The sequence below is a fragment of the Pseudomonas sp. NFACC46-3 genome (assembly GCF_900114515.1).
In the GTDB taxonomy this organism is placed as follows: Bacteria; Pseudomonadota; Gammaproteobacteria; order Pseudomonadales; family Pseudomonadaceae; genus Aquipseudomonas; species Aquipseudomonas fluorescens_Q.
This window is the reverse complement of the sequence record NZ_FOTH01000005.1, coordinates 150929-170418: the sequence shown is the minus strand read 5'-3', so window position 1 is coordinate 170418 and position 19490 is coordinate 150929. Positions and strand designations below refer to the sequence as shown.

17 protein-coding genes are annotated in these 19490 nt (G+C 62.4%); 6 read left to right on the top strand and 11 right to left on the bottom strand.

The window, feature by feature from the left end; genetic code table 11:
• Positions 1–216 precede the first annotated feature (216 nt).
• From BM300_RS08615 to BM300_RS08585, 7 genes are all read right to left on the bottom strand, one after another.
• Positions 217–966: an AraC family transcriptional regulator gene (locus BM300_RS08615; RefSeq protein ID WP_092462537.1), complete on the bottom strand. Its 750-nt coding sequence runs from the start codon at positions 964–966 to the stop codon at positions 217–219.
• 120 nt (positions 967–1086) lie between these two features.
• Positions 1087–2343 (bottom strand): NAD(P)/FAD-dependent oxidoreductase, encoded by a 1257-nt coding sequence (locus BM300_RS08610; RefSeq protein ID WP_092462536.1) that lies wholly within the window; start codon positions 2341–2343, stop codon positions 1087–1089.
• Positions 2340–2576, bottom strand: coding sequence for a 2Fe-2S iron-sulfur cluster-binding protein (locus BM300_RS08605; RefSeq protein ID WP_092225215.1), 237 nt, complete (start codon positions 2574–2576; stop codon positions 2340–2342). The genes BM300_RS08610 and BM300_RS08605 overlap by 4 nt, the downstream gene beginning before the upstream one ends.
• 191 nt (positions 2577–2767) lie before the next feature.
• Positions 2768–3883, bottom strand: coding sequence for an NAD(P)/FAD-dependent oxidoreductase (locus tag BM300_RS08600; protein WP_092462534.1), 1116 nt, complete (start codon positions 3881–3883; stop codon positions 2768–2770).
• Positions 3880–4812 (bottom strand): 4-hydroxyproline epimerase, encoded by a 933-nt coding sequence (locus BM300_RS08595; protein ID WP_092225218.1) that lies wholly within the window; start codon positions 4810–4812, stop codon positions 3880–3882. Before BM300_RS08595 ends, BM300_RS08600 begins: the two co-directional genes overlap by 4 nt.
• A gap of 112 nt (positions 4813–4924) precedes the next feature.
• Positions 4925–5596 carry a GntR family transcriptional regulator gene (locus BM300_RS08590; RefSeq protein ID WP_063320817.1) on the bottom strand — a complete coding sequence of 224 codons (672 nt, stop codon included), beginning with the start codon at positions 5594–5596 and terminating at the stop codon, positions 4925–4927.
• A 203-nt stretch (positions 5597–5799) separates the two neighbouring features.
• Positions 5800–6966, bottom strand: coding sequence for an MFS transporter (locus BM300_RS08585; protein ID WP_092225220.1), 1167 nt, complete (start codon positions 6964–6966; stop codon positions 5800–5802).
• Between the two features lie 136 nt (positions 6967–7102).
• On the opposite strand from BM300_RS08585, the gene BM300_RS08580 reads away from it, so the two are divergent.
• Both BM300_RS08580 and BM300_RS08575 read left to right on the top strand, forming a co-directional pair.
• Entirely contained in the window at positions 7103–8494 is a 1392-nt protein-coding gene (locus tag BM300_RS08580) for an aminotransferase-like domain-containing protein (protein ID WP_072347299.1), read from the top strand.
• Between the two features lie 200 nt (positions 8495–8694).
• Entirely contained in the window at positions 8695–10824 is a 2130-nt protein-coding gene (locus BM300_RS08575) for a TonB-dependent siderophore receptor (protein WP_092462532.1), read from the top strand.
• A gap of 65 nt (positions 10825–10889) precedes the next feature.
• On the opposite strand, the gene BM300_RS08570 is transcribed toward BM300_RS08575, so the two are convergent.
• Positions 10890–11624 carry an SDR family NAD(P)-dependent oxidoreductase gene (locus tag BM300_RS08570; RefSeq protein WP_092145806.1) on the bottom strand — a complete coding sequence of 245 codons (735 nt, stop codon included), beginning with the start codon at positions 11622–11624 and terminating at the stop codon, positions 10890–10892.
• Positions 11625–11877: 253 nt separating this feature from the next.
• Positions 11878–12084, bottom strand: coding sequence for a tautomerase family protein (locus BM300_RS08565; protein ID WP_025213530.1), 207 nt, complete (start codon positions 12082–12084; stop codon positions 11878–11880).
• A gap of 126 nt (positions 12085–12210) precedes the next feature.
• Between BM300_RS08565 and BM300_RS08560 the strand changes: the two genes are divergently transcribed.
• On the top strand, positions 12211–13134 hold the full coding sequence (locus tag BM300_RS08560) for a LysR family transcriptional regulator (RefSeq protein ID WP_092225226.1): 924 nt from the start codon (positions 12211–12213) through the stop codon (positions 13132–13134).
• Between the two features lie 115 nt (positions 13135–13249).
• Here BM300_RS08560 and BM300_RS08555 read toward each other — a convergent pair whose 3' ends face one another.
• On the bottom strand, positions 13250–13684 hold the full coding sequence (locus BM300_RS08555) for a nuclear transport factor 2 family protein (protein ID WP_063325053.1): 435 nt from the start codon (positions 13682–13684) through the stop codon (positions 13250–13252).
• A 321-nt stretch (positions 13685–14005) separates the two neighbouring features.
• The gene (locus tag BM300_RS08550) at positions 14006–14902 is read right to left on the bottom strand and encodes a LysR family transcriptional regulator (protein WP_092462530.1); all 897 of its coding nucleotides are present in this window, start codon (positions 14900–14902) and stop codon (positions 14006–14008) included.
• Positions 14903–15010: 108 nt separating this feature from the next.
• Here BM300_RS08550 and BM300_RS08545 point away from each other — a divergent pair, with 108 nt between their 5' ends.
• From BM300_RS08545 to BM300_RS08535, 3 genes are all read left to right on the top strand, one after another.
• Positions 15011–16408: an MFS transporter gene (locus BM300_RS08545; RefSeq protein ID WP_256575808.1), complete on the top strand. Its 1398-nt coding sequence runs from the start codon at positions 15011–15013 to the stop codon at positions 16406–16408.
• Positions 16405–17679, top strand: coding sequence for a glucarate dehydratase family protein (locus BM300_RS08540; RefSeq protein ID WP_092145800.1), 1275 nt, complete (start codon positions 16405–16407; stop codon positions 17677–17679). The genes BM300_RS08545 and BM300_RS08540 overlap by 4 nt, the downstream gene beginning before the upstream one ends.
• A gap of 369 nt (positions 17680–18048) precedes the next feature.
• A complete protein-coding gene (locus BM300_RS08535) occupies positions 18049–19233 on the top strand; it encodes a porin (RefSeq protein WP_092462528.1) in 1185 nt (394 codons plus the stop codon).
• Positions 19234–19490: the final 257 nt, after the last annotated feature.

Genomic DNA, 19490 nt, shown 5'->3' with positions numbered 1-19490 from the left:
ATAAATGCGGTGAGATATCGTATTGAGGATTTCGTATACGATATTAGATAAGCAATCAGCGTGCCTGTTTCTGGTAGAGCCGCAGTAATGCCACCGGAGGGCTGGTCTAGAGGCTTTCATGCCGGGCGGTAACGAGTAGGGCAAGGGTGGTGCTGGCGCCAGGGTGTTACAGATGGGAGCACCCACGGGGCTCGATGCCCCATGAGGGAACAAGGGTCAGCGCTGATTCTCGCGATATTGGCTGGGGGACAGGCTGGTCAGGGCCCGGAACTGGCGGCTGAAGGCGCTGTGGTCGGTGTAACCGCAGCGCAGGGCGATCTCGGTGATCGGCAGGTTTTTGTCGAGTAACAGCCGCGAGGCTTCTTCCAGCCGTGCCTTGTGAATCATCTGTCGCGGCGTGAGTTGGAAGATGCGCTTGCAGTGCCGCTCCAATTGCGCAACCGACAATTCTGCAATGGCGGTCAGCTCGGCAAGGCTGATGGGGCGGGCGAAGTGCTGCTTGATATGGGCGTCCACCGCCGCCAGTTTGTGGAACGCCGGATGGCCCGATTGCGGCAGTTGCAGGTCGCGGGAAATACCGGCCAGGCCGACGATCTGGCCGTTTGGATCGTGCAGGGCGAGCTTGTGGGTCAGGCACCATACGGGTTGGTTGCCGTAATACAAATGCAGTTCGAGTTGGTCGGCCAGCTCCCGCCCGCTGGCCAGCACCCGGCGGTCCTGTTCGGTGTACAGCGGGCCGAAGCGCTCGGGGAACACCTGTTCGGCGGTGAGGCCGAGCAGGTCGCCGCTGTGTTTGAAACCGCAGCGGCGGGCCAGGGTCTGGTTGACGAAGGCGTAGCGGGCCTGCTTGTCCTTGATGAAAAACACCACGTCAGCGAGGGTGTCCAGCAGCGCGGAGATGGGCTGCAGGCTGCGCAGCAGGGTGTCGAGGTCGCAGGGGGCGAAGGGGGTGAGCGAGGGGTACATGGCCGGCGTTGTCTTTTTTGTGGGAGCGATGTCGGAGTGTCAATCGAAAATGCGCCGTCTGTCACGCCGCTATCGCGAGCAGGCTCGCTCCCACAGGGGATTGGGGTGAGTGCAGATCAGTCAGGTGGGTGGGGTTTCTTCCAGGGCCAGCAAGGTTTCGATTCGCGCCGGGCTGAAGGGCGGGCGGGGGGCGGGCGGTGTCCAGCCGAACAGGTGTTCCAGGGCGGCGCCGCACACTCGGCCCTGGCAGGCGCCCATGCCGCAGCGGCTTGCCAGTTTTGCTTCGCGCCAGTTTTCGTGGCCGACCAGTTCGCCGTACGGTACGTCTTCGCAGCGGCAGACCAGGGTGTCGCTGCGGGCCAAGGTCTTGAACCGTGGATCGAGGACGAAGGCCTGGTTCAATGCCCCGGCGAAACCCTGCCAACGTGCGCGGCGCGGCCACAGTTGCTGGGCCGCCGCGCTATTGCCGACGGCGGCATGGCCGGCGATGGCGCCTTCCACCAGCGCCAGTTCGCTGCCGCCGAAACCGGTGCATTCGCCTGCCGCATAATGTTCATGGCGAGTGGTCGCTTGCCAGGCGTCAACCGCCAGCGCCTGGTCTTCAACCGCGCAACCCAGGGCCTGGCCTAATTGGGTATTGGGAATGAGCCCGAAACCACAGGCGAGCCGGTCGCAGGCCAATTCAATCGTCTTGCCTTGCTGATGCAGGCGCACGCCCTCCAGCCGTTCCCGACCGAGCGCTTCCACCACGTGGGTGTCGGTGCGGTAGTGCCGGTCGAACAGACTGAACGATTGGAAAAACTTCCCCGGCCAGCGCGGCAGTTGTGCGGCGAAACCGGCGACGGCGCCGCGACGGGCCTGCTCGGCGATGCGCAGCACCTGTGCACCTTGATGCTTTGCCGTGGCGGCGCTGGCCAGCAGCAAGGGGCCGCTGCCGGCGATGACCAGCCGTTCGCCGCGCACCGGCAAGCCACCCTTGATCAGCGCCTGCAAGCCGCCAGCACCGGTCACGCCGGGGAGTGTCCAGCCGGGAAACGGGAGCAGTCGTTCGCGGGCACCGGTGCAGAGAATCAAGCGCTCGTAGCTGATCTGCCAGCCGCGCTCGGCATCTTCCACCAGCAAGGTTTTATCCGCCGCGCAGGCGATCACACGGGTGCCGGCATGGCAACGTACGTTGGCGCAGGTTTGCAGTTGCTCGCGCAGGCGTCGGGCGGCGCTGGGCAGGTTGGCCTGGGGGCCGTCGCGCCAGATCTGCCCACCGGGCAGCGGGTTGTCGTCGAGCAGCACGATGCGCGCGCCGCTGCTGGCTGCGGCGAGGGCAGCGGCCATGCCGGCGGGGCCGGCGCCGATGATCAGCAGGTCGGTGGTTTCGTTCATGGTCGGGTCTGGACCTGCATGCCGTCGAGGCACAAGGTCTGGCAGGCCAGGCGTCGACGACCGTCGATCAGCACCCGGCACTCCTGGCAGATACCCATGCCGCACAAGGGCGCACGGCGCTGGCCGCTGACCGAGGTGCGACTGCAACCATCCGCGCCCAACGCCAATGCCGCCGCGACGCTGGTGCCGTTGGCCACTGACAAGGGCTGGCCGTCGAGGAATAGATCAGGCATAGGAGCAATCCTCCAGGGGTAAAGGGATATCAGCGCCAAACGCCCATCCCGTGGCGAGGGAGCTTGCTCCCGCTGGGGCGCGCAGCGGCCCCGACAACGATCTGACAACTCGGTGTGTCAGGCCAATCCAGGGGACTGCTGCGCAATCCAGCGGGAGCAAGCTCCCTCGCCACAAGGACTTGTGTCGGGCTTCAGGCATGGGCCGGCTCTCCAAGGAAACGCTGCGGCAGGTAAGCTTGAGGCGCCAGCGGCGAGGTTTCGTTGAACAGTTGGGCGACCAGCAGGTCAGCCGTCGCCGGTGCCGTGGTGACCCCCAGGCCTTCGTGACCCACCGCCAGCCAAAGTCCCTGGCGCTGTGGATGTTGGCCCACCAGGGGTAAGCCGTCGGGGCTCGCTGCGCGAAAACCGGTCCAGGCCCTGATGCCGTTCAAATGCGCCAATCCTGGCAGGTATTCGACGGCGCGCTTGAGCATCTTCGCCAGCATCCAGCCTTCCACCCGGGGGTCAAGCGTGCCGAACTGCCGCGAGGCGCCGATGAACAATTGCCCGGTCGGGCGCGGCTGTATATTGCACGCCACTGACGGTCCGCTGGCATTATGGGCGCTGGTGACGTAGCCCAGCTCCACCAGGGTGTGGGTGACGGTAGCGGGGTAGCGGTCGGTAATCAGCAGGTGGCCCTTCTTCGGCACGATCGGCAACTCCGGGCACAATTCAGTGGCCTGGATGCCATTGGCGAGGACCACCGCTTCGGCGCTCAACCAGCGACCGTCATCAAGGCGCACGCGATGACCGTCAACTTCGCTGACCTGCGCCCGTTGCTGGCGAATGGTGGGCGCGTCCAGCATCCAGCGCGCGGCCGCCGGGGCGTAGAGGATGCCGTCACCCTTGATCAGCAACCCACCTTCCAGCCCCGGGCGCAGCTCGGGTTCACGCTGATGCAGCGCGGCGTGGCCGATCAGCTCACAGGCTTCGTCATGGGCCAGCAGGTTCAGGTATTTGCTATGGGCCACCGCCATTTCTTCGGCATTGGCCGCCAGCCACAAGGTGCCGTTGTTGCGCCAGGCGCAGCCGTCGGGCAGGGCTGGGGCCAGCTCGCGCCAGCGTTGCAGGGAATATTGACTGAGGGCCAGCTCCGCCGGGTTGTCATCGAGCACCAGCAGGTGCCCCATGCCGGCCGCCGTGGCGCCGTGCCAACCGGCGTCCAGCACCAACACGTTGACGTTGCGTCGGGCCAATGCCTGGGCACAGGCCGCACCGATGATGCCCGCGCCGATGATGATCACGTCGGCGACATGGCCTTCGCTCACGGACGAATGCCCCAGGCGAACGGGTCATCGGCTTCGATGATCAGTGTGGTTTCGGCGCTGATGTAGGCGCGACCGCGAATGGTCGGCACGATGCGCTCGCCCGAGCGCTCGTAGGAGCCCTCGAACTCGCTGCCAATGACACTGGCCTGGCGCCAGATCTGGCCGGGTTGCAGTTTTCCATCGGCCGCCAGGCACGCCAGTTTGGCGCTGGTGCCGGTACCGCAAGGGGAGCGGTCATAGGCCTTGCCCGGGCAGAGTACGAAGTTGCGGCTGTCGGCATGCGGGTCGTCGGCAAACAGTTCGATGTGGTCGATCAAGCCGCCGTCCTCGCCGCGAAAACCCTGCTGCTCCAAGGTTTGCTGTACGGCGTAGGTGTAGGCGGTCAACGCGTCGAGGTTATCGCCGGCCACGCGTTGGCCATGTTCGGCGATCAGGAAAAACCAATTGCCGCCCCAGGCCACGTCGCCCACCACCTGGCCGATGCCGGGCACCTCCAGGGCCAGGGCCTTGCGGTAACGGTAGGCCGGCACGTTGCGTACGCTGACCGAGCGGTCTTCGTGCAAGGTTGCCTGTACCGTGCCCACCGGGGTTTCGATGCTGTGCACGCCGGGGCCGATCCTGCCCAGGTGGGCCAGTGACGCCACCAGGCCGATGGTGCCGTGGCCGCACATGCCCAGGTAGCCGCTGTTGTTGAAAAAGATCACGCCGGCACAGGCGCTCGGGTCCACCGGCTCGCAGAGCAGCGCCCCCACCAGCACATCGCTGCCCCGCGGTTCCAGCACGCAGGCGGTGCGCCAGGCGTCGTGTTCCGTGGCCAGGCGTTGCTTGCGCTCGGCCATGCTGCCCTGGCCCAGGTCAGGAAAACCGCCAGTGACCAGTCGGGTCGGTTCGCCGCCGGTATGGGAGTCGATCACGGTGATGCGTTTCATGGGAGGGCCACGTCCGTTCAGATGAGTGACGGCAAGCGTGGCCCGCGCCAGGGGGCGACGGCTTGATGGTTTTACCTGTCGCCGATGACGAAATCGGCACAGTGCCGGCCCATCAATGGCTGGAAGGCAGGAACTTGAACAAGGTCTCGCAGACCCCGGCGATGTGTTCGTCCAGCAGCATCACGGCTCGCTCGACGTCACCGGCGCGGCAGGCCTTGATGATTTCCCGGTGCTCGTGATCGGCGCGCTCCTTGCCGGCCGAAAGGCTCATCTGCATGCGCAAATAACGCTCCAGCTTGTCGTGGACCGAGCGGATCAGACTCACCATGAACGGCCGCTGCGCCGGTTCGTAGAGGCAGGCATGCAGCTGCCAGTTCAGTTCCGCCCAACGCCCTACGTCGTCTTCACCGATGAACTCCCGGCAGATGCTTTCGGCGCGGGCGAAGGTGGCTTCGGTCATGTTGGGAATCGCCAGGCGCAGTACTTTGTCTTCCAGCAGCATCCGCACTTCGAACATTTGCGCCAGCTCTGCCTCGGAAATGCGCGTCACCATCGCCCCGCGATTGCGCTGGAACATCACCAGGCCCTCGGCCTCCAGGCGCTTGAGGGCTTCGCGCACGGGGATCTTGCTGACGTTGAACTGCCGGGCGATGTCATCCTGGCGAATAGGCTCGTCCTCGGCAAAGTGCCCGGCCACGATGGCATCGCGCAGATGGCGGGTGATGATTTCCGAGGTGGAAGGGGTGTTGCCCAGATCAGGCAGGTTGAACTTGGATAAAGTCACGGCGGCGGGTCGTTCGGCTTAGGTGGGGATATGGTATACGACTTTGCCGAGCGCGGTGTCGAGCTGTCCAAGGCTTCCCCAATCCTTCAGTCAGCCTCGGTGGCGAGGGAGCTTGCTCCCGCTCGATTGCGCAGCAATCGCAGAATGTTGGGGTCGCTGCGCAACCCAGCGGGAGCAAGCTCCCTCGCCACAGGTTGGTTGTTTCAGCCGTGGGACAGGTGGCTCACATAAGCCTCGGTCCGGACGATGCGCCATCCGGTAACAGACACCCCAGCCAATAACGCCAGGCCGAACACGATCAACGCCACGTCCGCGCCGAAATGATCGGCCAGCAACCCGGTCACCACCACCGGGATGCTGAACCCGACATAGGCGAACAGGAAAAACCCGGCACTGACCCGGGCCTTTTCCGCGCCAGCCATGGCCGTGACGGCCGACAACCCACCCAAGTACAGGAAACCGTAGCAAGCGCTGCTGGCGCCCAGCGCTCCCAGCAACACGGCGAGCAGGGAGCCGGCGCTCGCGCCCCAGGCCAGCAACGCGTAGCTCGCAGGCAGGATCAACAGGCCCAAGCCCGTGGCCCTGGCCGGCTGCATGCGTCGAACCCAGGGCTGGAAGAGCAAGCCGCAACTGATCACCGTAAAGGTCGACAGGCCCGACCAACGCTGCAAGTCGTGGGTCGCCAGCACCGATGGCAATATGGCGATGACCAGGCCCGAGGTCGCCCAGGCCAACAGCATGGAAAAACTGTAGGGCAGGCTGCCGGCGGGAAACAACGGCAGGCGCAGCAACGGTGCATCTTTGATTTTCTGCGCCGGGTCCGGTAAGCGCCAGACCACGACGATCGCCATTGCAGCCAGCATCAACTGCAACCAGAAGCTGCCGGGCGTGGCGCTGTGATGGACGAACAGGAACAGACTGGTCAACGCCGCGCCCAGGCCAAAGCCCAGGGAGGTGCTGGCGGTGACCCGGTTGGCCGGCGAGCGGGGATCGCGGGTTGCCATGAGCTCGGCCATATAGGCGGTTGATGTGGCCGAGGCCAGCCCTGTGCCGACCCCCATCATCAGGCGCGCCACGCCCAGGGCTTCCAGGCTCGGCCAGAGCAGTGTCACCAGCGTCGCCAGCATCGACAGCCCGAGGGCGACCAGGATCAACGGCTTGCGTCCCACCCGGTCGGCCAGCCCGCCGAACGCCAGCAGGACCGGCAGTACGCCCAGCACATAACCGGAAAACGCCACCGCCGTGGCTCCGGCCCCGTAGCCGGACAACTGCGCGTAGGTGGTGTACAGCGGCGCCTGCAGGTTGACCGCAAGGGTGATCAGGCAAAGGCCGAAAGCCAGTCCCCAGGAATGTCGATGCGATGGGTTCAAGGGTGTTCCTTAGAGGTGTGCATGAAGTCTCGGGGACTATCACTGCCGGGCACAGCGCAAACAAGGAACAGACCCAGGCCATTTGTGCTTAACTGTTCGCTCGAAATTCGAGAACACTTAGCCAAGAGTGCCAGCCGTGGACCTGAAGATTGATCGCAACGTTGCCGAGCCTGTGATCCGGCAGCTCGTGACGCACCTCATGGGCTGGATCAACGCCCATGGCATCCGCCCCGGTGCGCGCATGCCGTCCATTCGTCAACTGGCCCGGGAAAACAGCTTGAGCCTGTCGAGCGTGATCAAGGCCTATGACCAACTCGTTGCCAGCGGGGTACTGGAGTCTCGACATGGCGCGGGTTTTTTTGTCGCGCAGCAGTTGGTCCGGCCCGTGGAGCCGGAGCCGGAAACGGATAACGCGCGGTGGCGGTTGTTCGACAATGAGTCGACGCAGCTCAAGCTGGGGTGTGGCTGGCTGCCCGATGCCTGGCGCGACGACACCGACCTGGGCCAGGCGATCCGCCAAGTGGTGCGCAGCGACAACCATGCGTTGTTCAACTACAGCACCCCGCTGGGCTCGCCTCATCTGCGCCTGCACCTTCAAAAGCGCCTGGGCCTGATCGATATTCATGTCGACCCGACGCAAATCATTACCACCCAAGGTGCCAGCCAGGGCCTCGACCTGCTGGTGCGAACCCTGCTCAAGCCCGGTGACCTGGTGCTGGTGGAAAGTCCTGGCTACTACAACCTGTTCAATCTGCTGAAACTGAATGGGGTCAAGACCGTGGCGGTGCCGAGAACCGCCCAAGGCCCGGACATCGTCCGCCTGGAACAGCTTCTCGGCGAGCATAAGCCCTCGTATTTCTTCATCAACAGCATGTACCAGAACCCCACTGGCACCAGCCTGGCGCCAAGCGTGGCTTATCGTCTGCTGCAACTGGCAACGGCCCATGACTTTCGCCTCATCGAGGACGACATCTACGCCGATTTCCAGAATGGTCCGACCTCACGCCTGGCCTCCCTGGATGCCCTGGACCGGGTGATCTACCTGGCGAGTTTTTCCAAGACGCTGTCCAGTTCGCTGCGCATCGGTTACGTGGTCGCCCATCCCGAGATCATCCAGCGCCTGGCCGAAGTCAAGATGATTACCGGCATCGGTTGTTCGCTGCTGGCAGAAAACGTGGTGGCGACGTTGCTGGCCAACGGTGCTTATCGCAAGTTGATCCAGCGCTTGCGCCAGCGCCTGAACAAGCAGATGGCAAGTACGCTGCGCCAACTGGACCCAGCCCACTGGGAGGTGTTTGCCGAGCCGCTGGGGGGGATGTTCGTCTGGGCCAGGCCTCGGTACCTGGCGGCACAACGGGTGCAGCAGATCGCCCGGGAGCTGCAAATCCAACTGTCCCAAGGCTCGACGTTCCTGCCCCAGGGCGAGGCGTGCGATTGGTTGCGGTTGAATGTGGCCTATACCCAGGATCATCGGGCGCAGGTGTTCTTCCAGCGGGTGGAGCAGGAGTCGACTGCGGTGGCTCAGTAGGGTTTGGGAGATTGTTCTGCGTCATCGCGAGCAATCCCCTGTGGAGCAAAGCTTGCTCGCGATGACGGACTGACCGGTCACAAAAAATATCGGCGTTAATGGGAATAGATATCAAACAGAAATGAGTTGCTGTATCTTTCGCGACACATTCTTGTCAGCCTCCCGATGTGGAGGCTTTTTTCCATTAGGATTGTGCATCGATGCGTCGGATACTCGTTTCACTGTGTGTGCTCCAGGCTTACTCCGTTTCCACTTGGGCTGAACAGCCAGTCCCTGCCAAGCCGGCTTCCCTTGAGTTGCAAGCCACGGATATCGTCGGTAGCGCCGACTATGAATCAGCACAGGGACCGGTGAAGGGCTATCACGCCACCCGTTCGGCCAGTGCCACCCGTACCGACACGGCGATCCATGAAACCCCGCAATCCATTTCCGTGGTGTCTCGCGACGTCGTCGAAGACCTTGGCGCCACGCGTCTGCAGGACGCCCTCGATTACGCTGGAGGGGTCGGCCGGGGTAACAACTTCGGCGGCCAGGGCCTGACTACTTTCACCGTACGCGGTTTCACTACCGGAGAGTTCTACCGCAACGGTTTCCCGATCAACCGTGGCTACCCGAACATGCCTGACGCCAACACCATCGAGCGGCTGGAGGTCTTGCGCGGCCCGGCCACCATGCTCTATGGCCGGGGCGATCCCGGCGGTACCTTCAACGTGGTGTCCAAGCAGCCGTTGGCCGAGCGCACGGTGACCCTGGGTAGCCAGGTCAGCGACCAGGGGATGCGTCGCGGTACGCTGGACGCGTCCGGTCCGTTGGATGAAGAAGGGCGCCTGGCTTATCGCCTGAACGTGATCGGCGAGGGCGGCGACACGTTCCGCGACCACGTCGAGACCGAGCGTTACGGCGTTGCACCCGTGGTGACCTGGCAGGTCAACGACACCACACGCCTGACCTTCGAAGGCGACTTCATGCGCAACAATGCGCCGCTGGACCGTGGCTTGACTCATTACGCCGGCCAGCGCGGCACCGCGTCGCGGGATACGTTCTTCAGTGAAAAAGACGTCGGCAAGCTGCATAACGACAACAACATGCTGCAGGTGCGTTTCGAGCACATGCTCAACGACGACTGGACCCTGGCCGGCGGTACCCAATGGCTCGACGGCACCTTGCAGGGCAATGCCATCGAAGGCAACGGCATCGCCGCCGATGGGCGCACCCTGGGTCGCAACTTCAACTACCGCAAGCTGGAGTGGACCGACCGCGACACCCAACTCAACCTCACCGGGCATTTTTCCACTGGCGGGTTCGAGCACACGTTGCTGACGGGTATCGAGTATGAAGACTACGACTACCAGTCCATCATCCAGCGTTCCTCCGGCGTCGTCGGGGCTTACCCGATCGATATCTTCGACCCGGTGTATGGCCAGCCACGCCCGGCATTGACGCGCAAGCCCACCGATGACCAGGAAAACCTCAAGACGTTTGGCGTGTTTGTCCAGGATCAGGTGGCGCTGACTGAGCGCTTGAAGTTGTTGGCTGGGGCGCGTTTCGAGCGGTTCGAGCATAAGTACGAGAATTTTGCTACCGCCAATGGTGACTGGGATGCCAGCCATAACGCCGTCACTCCGCGTCTGGGAGTGATCTACGACTTGACCGACACGGTGGCTGTCTACGCGAATACGGCTCGTTCTTTCAAACCCAACACCGGACGCAATGCGCAGGGTGGTGGATTCAAGCCTGAAGAGGGCAAATCTTATGAAATGGGCATCAAGTGGGAAGCGCTGGATCGTCAGGTAAGCGTAGATGCCGCGGTGTACCAAATCGAAAAACGCAATGTGCTCACCTCAGATCCACAGGACTCGACACTTAATGTGGCCGCCGGTGAAGTACGGAGTCGTGGTTTTGACCTGAACGTGGCGGGAAACCTGACGCCGGAATGGCGCGTGATCGGCGGCTACGCTTATGTGGACGCCGAAGTGGTCAAGGACAACACCTTCGAGAAGGGTAGCCGACTGCTCAACGTACCAAGGAACAGCTTCAGCCTGTTGAACGTCTATGAGTTCCAGGACGGAGGCCTTAAGGGGCTGGGCTTGGGACTGGGGGCCAGGTACGTCGATGAGCGGGCCGGGAAGATGGGCGTCAACCCGTTTTCCATGGACAGCTACACCGTCGTGGACCTGCTCGGTTACTACAAGGTCAACGAGCGGATCCGCCTCAACCTGGACCTGAAGAACCTGTTTGACGCCGACTACGAAGAGGGTGCATTCGGGGGCGTCTATGCCTACCCGGGTGCACCGCGAACCGTGCAGGCCGGCATCTCCTACACGCTCTGAATTCGATGCATCATGAAAACCCCGAAGGTTCTGCCTTCGGGGTTTTTCTTTTACCACTTGCCTCTTTACCACTTGCCTGTGCTCATCCCGCCGTCCACCGGCAGTATCGCGCCAGTCGTGAAATCAGCGCCCGCCAGGTACAACACGGCCTCGGCAATTTCCTCGATGGTGCCCACCCGACCGGCCGGGGCCAGGTTGTCGAGGAATGCGCGGTGCGCCGGGTCGTGCATGGGCGTGTCGATGATGCCGGGGGCGACCGCGTTGACTTTGATGTTGTGGGGCGACAGCTCCAGGGCCAGGGCGCGGGTCATCTGGTTGACGCCGCCCTTGATCAACACCGGCAGTGCTGCCGGCACCTGGATGTTCGGTTGCAGGGCCACGGCGGCTGAAATGTTGATGATAAAGCCTTGTTGGCGCCCGATCATGTGCGCGGCAGCGGCCTGGCTGGCGTAGACCAGACCCTTGAGGTTAGTGTCCAGTAGCGCGTCCAAATCCTGGGGGCTGTATTCGACGAAGGGTTTTGGCAGGAAGAAGCCGGCGTTGTTCACCAGCCCGTCAACGGCGCCAAACGCCGCGACGGCTTGGGTGATGAGGGCGGTTGAGGTGGCCGGGTCAGCGATGTCGCCGGCCACGCCGATGAAGCCGGCCGGGTGGCCGAGGTCGGCGGCGGCAGCCTCCAGGCCGGACGGGGAGCGGGCATTGCCCACCACGTTATAGCCCCGACCCAGGAACGCTTTGACCAAACCCAGGCCGATCCCGCTGGAAGCGCCGGTGATGATGACGGTTTGTTTGAGGCTCATGATTGACTCCTGATCACATTGAGTTGAACCGGTGCGCCTGTGTTGGCGGTGGTTGAGTCCAGGGTATTGATGCGCCAGGGTTTGATAAATAAGGCTTCTGGTACTTGAGTTGATACGTTATGTAATCAATGGTCGGGGCCACACACAATGTTCCCGGCTGATTGCAAACCCAGGTTCGCCGGTAACGCTCACAGGATTGTCGCAGGCAGAAAAAAGCCCGGTCAGTTGGACCGGGCTCGGGAGGGGCAGGGCGTTATTCCTTGGGAAGACTTCGATACTCCGTCGTGGTCATGCCCGCGTATCCCCAGTTATCCGTGTCGACTTCCTCGATCACGATGTGGGTCAAATGCGGGTCCTTGCCCAGTACGCGCTGGAGGGTTTCGGTGATTTCGGAAATCACCTGGGCTTTCTGTTCACGGGTGACGCCGTCTCGGGTAATTCGCACATTGACGAAAGGCATGTTGCACTCCAACTGATGGAAATGAGCGCAGGACAACCCTGCGCGGTGGAAGGCCACTGTATTTATACGCCGCAGACTGATAAACAGGCCTTTGGAAACTTCAGTTGATACGCGGTGTAATGAATCATGAAGCGTCATTTCGAAGACCTGCAGTTGGGCAGCATAGAACTGTTCTGCCTGGCGGCGGAGGCGGGCAGCTTCACGGCGGCGGCGCAGTTGGCAGGGGTTACCCCGGCGGCAGTGAGCCGCTCGATCTTTCGCCTGGAAGAGCGCCTGGGTTCAAGGCTTTTCGTGCGCACCACCCGCAGCATCCGCCTGACCGAAGCCGGCAAGACCTATTTCGAGCAATGTCGGCAGGCGTTGACGCAACTGGTCGAGGCGCAACAGGAAATGATGGGTGCGCAATCGGTGCCGTCCGGGCAACTGCGCATCAGCCTGCCCACTACCTACGGCCATCACCGCATCCTGCCGTTGCTGCCGGCCTTTCGAGCGCTGTACCCGCAAGTGACTGTGGACCTGCACCTGAGCAATCGAAACATCGATTTCGTTGCCGAAGGTTATGACCTCGCCATCCGGGTGCGGGCCCAGCCGGACTCCTCCATGATCGCCAGGTTGTTGGAAGACGCGAATCTGGCGGTGGTCGCCTCACCGGACTACCTGCGCAAGGCCGGCACGCCGCAGACCCTTGAAGACCTGGACGATCACGAGTGCATCCAGTTCGAATTGCCCAGCAGCGGACGACGGATTTCCTGGTTGTTCAATGTCGAGGGCAAAGAAAAGGAGGTGTTCGGCGAAGGGGGATATTGTTGTTCGGACGATGTGCTTGGCGGCGTGACGCTGGCCAAGCATGGCGCCGGGTTGTTCCAGACCTATCGATTCATCGTCGAACAGGAACTCGCGGATGGCCGGCTGGTGGAGGTGTTGCAGCCTTTCGGGGGACGGTCACGACCTTTCACACTGCTGTATCCCCATGGCCGGTACGTGCCGCAACGGGTGCGCGCCTTCGTGGATTTCCTGCTGCAGCACCGGCAGCAATGGGCCTTGGCCTGACACAAGGTGCCAGGGCTGAAAAAGCATCCCTGTGGCGAGGGAGCTTGCTCCCGCTTGAGCGCGAAGTGCTCACTCGATCTCACTCGCCACAGAGATTCCAACCGTCAGATCGCGATCAGAACCGAAACGCCTGACGGCCAATCAGCAGCCACTTGCCATTCTTCTGCTTCTGCCAGATCTGGAAGTTCTCGATTTCCGTCGGAACCACTTCGGTGCCCTTGAGCGCCTGGGCCGAGAAGTGGTTGCGCACCAGCGCTACGTCACCGGACAAGGTGATTTTCTGGTTCTGCATTTCCAGGGTCTTGAACGCGCTCTTGCCCGTTTCGATGTCGGCGATGAAGGCTTTCTTGTCCTGGATATTGCCGCTGGAGTGCCCGTAGGTCAGGTTCTCGGCGGCCAGTGCCTGGAGTTGTGGGATGTCTTTGTGCAGCATGGCTTGGGTCAGGTGGTCGACGGCCTCGGCCACTTCCTGCTCGGCCGAAGAAGGGGCTGCCGCTGCGTAGCCGCTGAACAGGCACAAGAAGCTGACGATCAATGTCGCTTTTTTCATGGAGATTTCCTTGTTGTTGTAGGTATCCGGAACATACGAGCGCTTGCGCTCATCGGTCATCGTACAACTTGTCGAAGGCAACGGGAATAGTCAGACAGCTAGGCCATTTGTGAAATCAGCCAGGTCTGGTCAAAAGAACATCGGGGGGGATGGCCAACAATGTGGCGAGGGAGCTTGCTCCCGCTGGGTTGCGCAGCAGCCCCACGAATCGGCACCGAGGTGTGTCAGGTTTATTGCGTTGTCTTTTTTGGGGCTGCTTCGCAGCCCAGCGGGAGCAAGCTCCCTCGCCACAGGGGGGGGCTTTTAGCTGTGGTGGTGTATTCACAGGCCCTCGCGAACCGCTCCCCGAATCCCTTCCAGCAACATGGTGAACGCCGGGTTGTCGTTGTCCTGGCGCCATACCAGGTGCAACTCGCTTTGAACCCCTTCGCCCAGGTCGATCTCGCGAAACACCACCTGCTTGAACACCACGCTGCTGGCGCAACGCGGCACCAGCGCCAGGCCCATGCCGGCATTGACCAGTGCCAGGATCGTCAGCGACGACCCCAGCCATTGCACGAATTGCGGCGCGACCCGGGCCGAGCGCAGCATGCCGGTGAGCAGTTCATTGAAGGGCGGGTAGGCGGCGTGGGAGTACATGAGGAACGGTTGGGCGTCCAGATCCTGGACGCTTACGGTCTCGGCGCTGGCCAGCGGATGTCCGGCAGGCACCGCCAGTACGAAGGGTTCGCGCACCAGGCATTCGGTGGCGTAGCCGGTCTCCAGCAGTGGCGAGCGGACGATGCCCAGGTCGATGCGCCGAGCGCGCAGGGCTTCATGCTGCTGGTAGGTGTTCATCTCCGCCAGGACGATTTTGACCTGGGGCTGTTTCAGCCGGGCCTCGGCAATCACCTTGGGCAGAAACTCGTACACCGCGCTGCCGACGAAGCTGATGGTCACCGAACCGATGTCACCCTGGGCAAAGCGCCGGGCGGCGATGGCGGCTTGTTGGGCCTGTTCCAGCAGGTTCTGCGCTTCGATGAAAAACGCCCGGCCGGCGGCAGTGAGCACCACGCTGCGGGTGCTGCGGGTGAACAGTTCGACGCCCAAGTGGTGCTCCAGCAATTGGATCTGCCGGCTCAGCGGAGGCTGGGTCATGTTCAGGCGTTCGGCGGCACGACGAAAGTTGAGTTCGGTCGCCACGGTGGTGAAGCAGCGCAACTGGGCCAGTTCAAACATTGATTCAATCCAGGTATCAATCAAGTGCCAAGTTAGATTAGACGGGAACAATCCCCCGCGTCCATCATCGGCCCGTTCCCCACAAAAACAATGATCGGGAGGCACCCCTTGAATAACGTAACGGACTCCACCCATGACAGCACCCTGGCGCTCGCGGCGGCCAAGGTCAAACGTCATGTATTGCCGTTGGTGGTGGTGATGTTCATCGTCAACTACATCGACCGGGTCAACATCGGTTTCGTGCGCAGTCACCTGGAAACCGACCTGGGCATCGGCGCTGCCGCCTATGGGCTTGGCGCCGGGTTGTTCTTCGTCGGCTACGCCCTGTTTGAAGTGCCGTCCAACATGCTGTTGCAACGCTACGGCGCGCGGGCCTGGCTGACGCGCATCATGTTCACCTGGGGCGCGGCGGCCATGGCCATGGCTTTTGTGCGCGGCGAAACCAGTTTCTATGTGCTGCGCTTCATCCTCGGCGCGGCGGAGGCGGGGTTCTTTCCCGGCATCATCTACTACTTCACCCAATGGCTACCTGCCAACGAGCGCGGCAAGGCGATGGCGATCTTCCTGAGTGGGTCGGCCATCGCCTCGGTGATTTCCGGCCCGGTGTCCGGCGCCTTGCTGCACATCAGCGGGATGGGGCTGCATGGTTGGCAATGGATGTTCCTGATCGAAGGTTTCGCCTCCATCGTGCTGTGCGGGTTTGTCTGGTTCTGGCTGCAATCGCATCCGAGCCAGGCGAAATGGCTGAGCAGTGAAGAGAAAACCGTATTGATCGCCGCTATCGCCGAAGAGCAACGGGCCCGGGAGGCGGCCCAGGTGATCAAGCCGTCGATGTTCAAATTGTTGGCTGACCGGCAGATCGCGCTGTTCTGTTTCATCTACTTTTCCATCGCCCTGACCATCTACGGTGCCACGTTCTGGCTACCGAGCATGATCAAGAAAATGGGCAACCTGGGAGACTTCCAGGTCGGCTTGCTCAACTCCATTCCGTGGATCATTTCCATCATCGCGATGTACGGCTTTGCCGCCCTGGCCGGCAAATGGAAATTCCAGCAGGCCTGGGTCGCGGTGACGCTGGTGGTCGCTGCGTTTGGCATGTTCATGTCCACCACGGGAGGGCCGATCTTTGCCTTCGTGGCGATCTGTTTTGCGGCGATCGGTTTCAAGGCGGCGTCGGCGTTGTTCTGGCCGATTCCCCAAGGCTACCTGGATGCACGCATCGCGGCGGCGGTGATCGCCTTGATCAACTCCATCGGTAACCTCGGCGGTTTTGTGGCGCCGACGGCCTTCGGTTTCCTGGAGCAGACCACTGGCTCCATCGAGGGGGGCCTGTATGGGTTGGCCGCCACTTCGCTTGTCGCCGCCGTGGTGATCTTTTTCGCTCGCACCGCACCGAAGCGCGATACCCCGAACTCACTGTCCGGCCGGCCCGAAGCCGTTGTCGAAGTCGATCAGTCGCAAACCTCTCAAGCTTTGAAACCTGGCCCATCGGGAGCCGCTGTATGAAGATCAAACGCGTCACCGTCACACCCATCGCTTTTCGCGATCCACCTTTGCTCAACGCCAGCGGCATCCATGAGCCGTTCGCGTTGCGCTCGATCATCGAGATCGAAAGCGACAACGGTTACATCGGTCTGGGGGAGAGCTACGGCGATGCGCCGGCCTTGGCGATCCAGCAGCAGTTGCAGAGCCAGTTGATCGGCCTGGATCCGTTCAACCTCAACCAGTTGCGGTCTATCGTCCAGGCGACCGTCGCCGCGCACAAACCGGCCAGCGTTGCCGGTGCCGAACTGGCGCCGGGTTCCCACGCGAGCAAGGCGGTGAGCAATGCCTATTCGGCGTTCGAAGTGGCTTGCCTGGATTTGCAGGCCCATTACCTGGACGTGCCGTTGGTGGACCTGCTGGGCGGCGCGATCCGCGACGAGATTCCGTTCAGCGCCTATCTGTTTTTCAAGTACGCCGAGCACATCGATTCGCCGTACCCGCCCGACAGTTGGGGCGAGGCGCTCAACGAACAACAGATCGTTGCCCAGGCCCGGCGGATGATCCAGGACTATGGTTTCAAGAGCATCAAGCTCAAGGCCGGCGCTCTCGATCCGGAGCATGAAGTCGCCTGCATCAAGGCGCTGAAACGGGCATTTCCCGGCTATCCGTTGCGCATCGATCCCAACGGTAACTGGTCCCTGGAAACCTCGATTCGCATGGCCGAGCTGCTGGGGGATGACCTGCAGTACTACGAAGACCCGACACCGGGGCTGGAGGGGATGGCCGAGCTGCACAAGCGCACGGGGCTGCCCCTGGCGACCAACATGGTGGTCACCGATTTCGATGAGTTCCGCCGTAGCGTGGCGCTGGACAGCGTGCAGATCGTGTTGGCCGACCACCATTACTGGGGCGGCCTGCGCGACACCCAGGCCCTGGCGAAAATGTGCAGCACCTTCGGCCTGGGCGTGTCGATGCATTCCAACTCGCACCTGGGCATCAGCCTCATGGCCATGGCCCACGTGGCGGCAGCGGTGCCGAACCTGGACTACGCCTGCGACACCCATTACCCGTGGCAGGAACCGGATGAAGAAGTGATCAAGGGTGGCAAGCTGCCGATTGTCGACGGCTGCGTGAAGATCACCCGGGCGCCGGGCCTGGGCTTGGAACTGGATCGGGATCAACTGGGCAAGCTGCATGACCAGTTCCTCAGTTGCGGCATCCGCCAGCGCGACGATGTGCGGCAGATGCAGCGTTACCGGCCGGAGTGGAAGACCGTCAAGCCGCGGTTCTGAGGAGACAGCGAGGGGGCCTGCTGCGCAGGCCAGCGGGAGCAAGCTCCCTCGCCACAAAAGCTGGATTTGACTTCAATTTTGAGTGTGGGTGCGACCCCAGTGGCGAGGGAGCTTGCTCCCGCTGGGCTGCGCAGCAGCCCCAAACCAAACAACTCGCTATGACTGACCAATGAGTTGATCCTCCCAGCCCACCCAGCGGCCCACACCGAAAGTACCGCGCCCGTCGGCAAGGCAGTCTTACACCCAAACTGCCGCGCCGGGCCGGCGCTTCCAAAGCATCCGCCAATTGCCTCCAAGGCAGCGTATGACGCGCCCTGGCGCCTTTCGATAATCGCCTCCGACATCCCGTCCCCTGTTGCGGAGCGCGCCATGCACAACAATAAAAATACCCGCCAACGTTTTTTGCCTGCGGTCATCGTAGGTGTTTCGAGCCTGGGCCTGATGCCTTGGGCCAACGCCGAAATCATGCTGTACGACAAGGACCAGACCACCTTTTCCACCGACGGCTACATCAACGCCTTTTACGTCAACAGTGACGTCGACCGCGCGGGTGAGCAGTACGACCGTCGGCAGGCGCGGGTCAAGATGGGGTTCTTGCCCAACTACCTGGGCTTCAACATGGGCAAGCAGGTCGATGACCTCAAGCTCGGTGCCAGGGCCTCGTTCTGGGTGACCATCAACGACAGTGAAACCAATGGCACCGACACCGCCATCGACGTGCGCCAGTTCTACGGCACCGTGGCGAACCCGGAGTGGGGTGAGGTGCTGATCGGCAAGGACTTCGGCCTGTTTGCCCGCTCCAACATCCTGCTGGACGAGTTGCTCGCCGGTTACGGCCAGGTCAGTGACACCCTGGGCCTGGTGGACGGCGGTGGCGTGTCGTTCGGCAACATCGGCAGCGGTTACCCGTATCCGTTCCCGACCTCGCAGATCACCTACCGCACGCCGGTGATGGAGGGCCTGCGCGTGGCGGTGGGGATCATGGACCCGGTGGACACCAACGACAACAGCGCCACGGGCAAGGCCTATCAGGAAAACCCGCGCACCGAGAGCGAGATCACCTATCAGTTCGATCTGGGCGGGGCGAAGATCTACAGCTGGCTCAACGGCAGCTACCAGACCTCGGACAACACCGACTCCACCGTCGAATCGGTCACTTCCAAGGGCCTGGGGTATGGCGTGCAGGCCAAGATGGGCGGGTTGTCGCTGACCGGCTCGGGGTTCCAGGCCAAGGGCATCAACCCGTTCTTCACCAACAACGCCGGTGAAGCCACCCTGCGCAATGTCGACAGCAAGGGCTACCTGTTGCAGGGCTCCTACAAGCTGGGCAAGAACCGCCTGGCGTTGTCCTACGGCAAGACCGATGACGACGGCAACGGTGTGGTGGGCAGTGGCGCCGATTACGAAACCCATGGCATCGCGCTGTTCCACGACATCAACGACAACCTCAAGCTCGTGGCCGAGTACAACCAGTTCGAAATCAACGGCCACGACACCAGCGCCCAGAACGAAGACACCGATACCTTCGCGGTGGGGGCGGTGCTCACCTGGTAAGGGTGACTCCCTTCAACTGAGGCGTGCCAGGTCGGCTTTTGGGGCTGCTGCGCAGCCCAGCGGGAGCAAGCTCCTGTGGCGAGGGGATTTATCCCCGTTGGGCTGCGCAGCAGCCCCTATAAGCTTCTCATTTGATCAGGCTGATACACCGGGTTGCCCTGTCTGAGGGCTGCTGCGCAGCCCAACGGGGATAAATCCCCTCGCCACAATAGGCATTCCAACTGGACACCGTCGCAGTCTTTTGTGGCGGGGAAGTT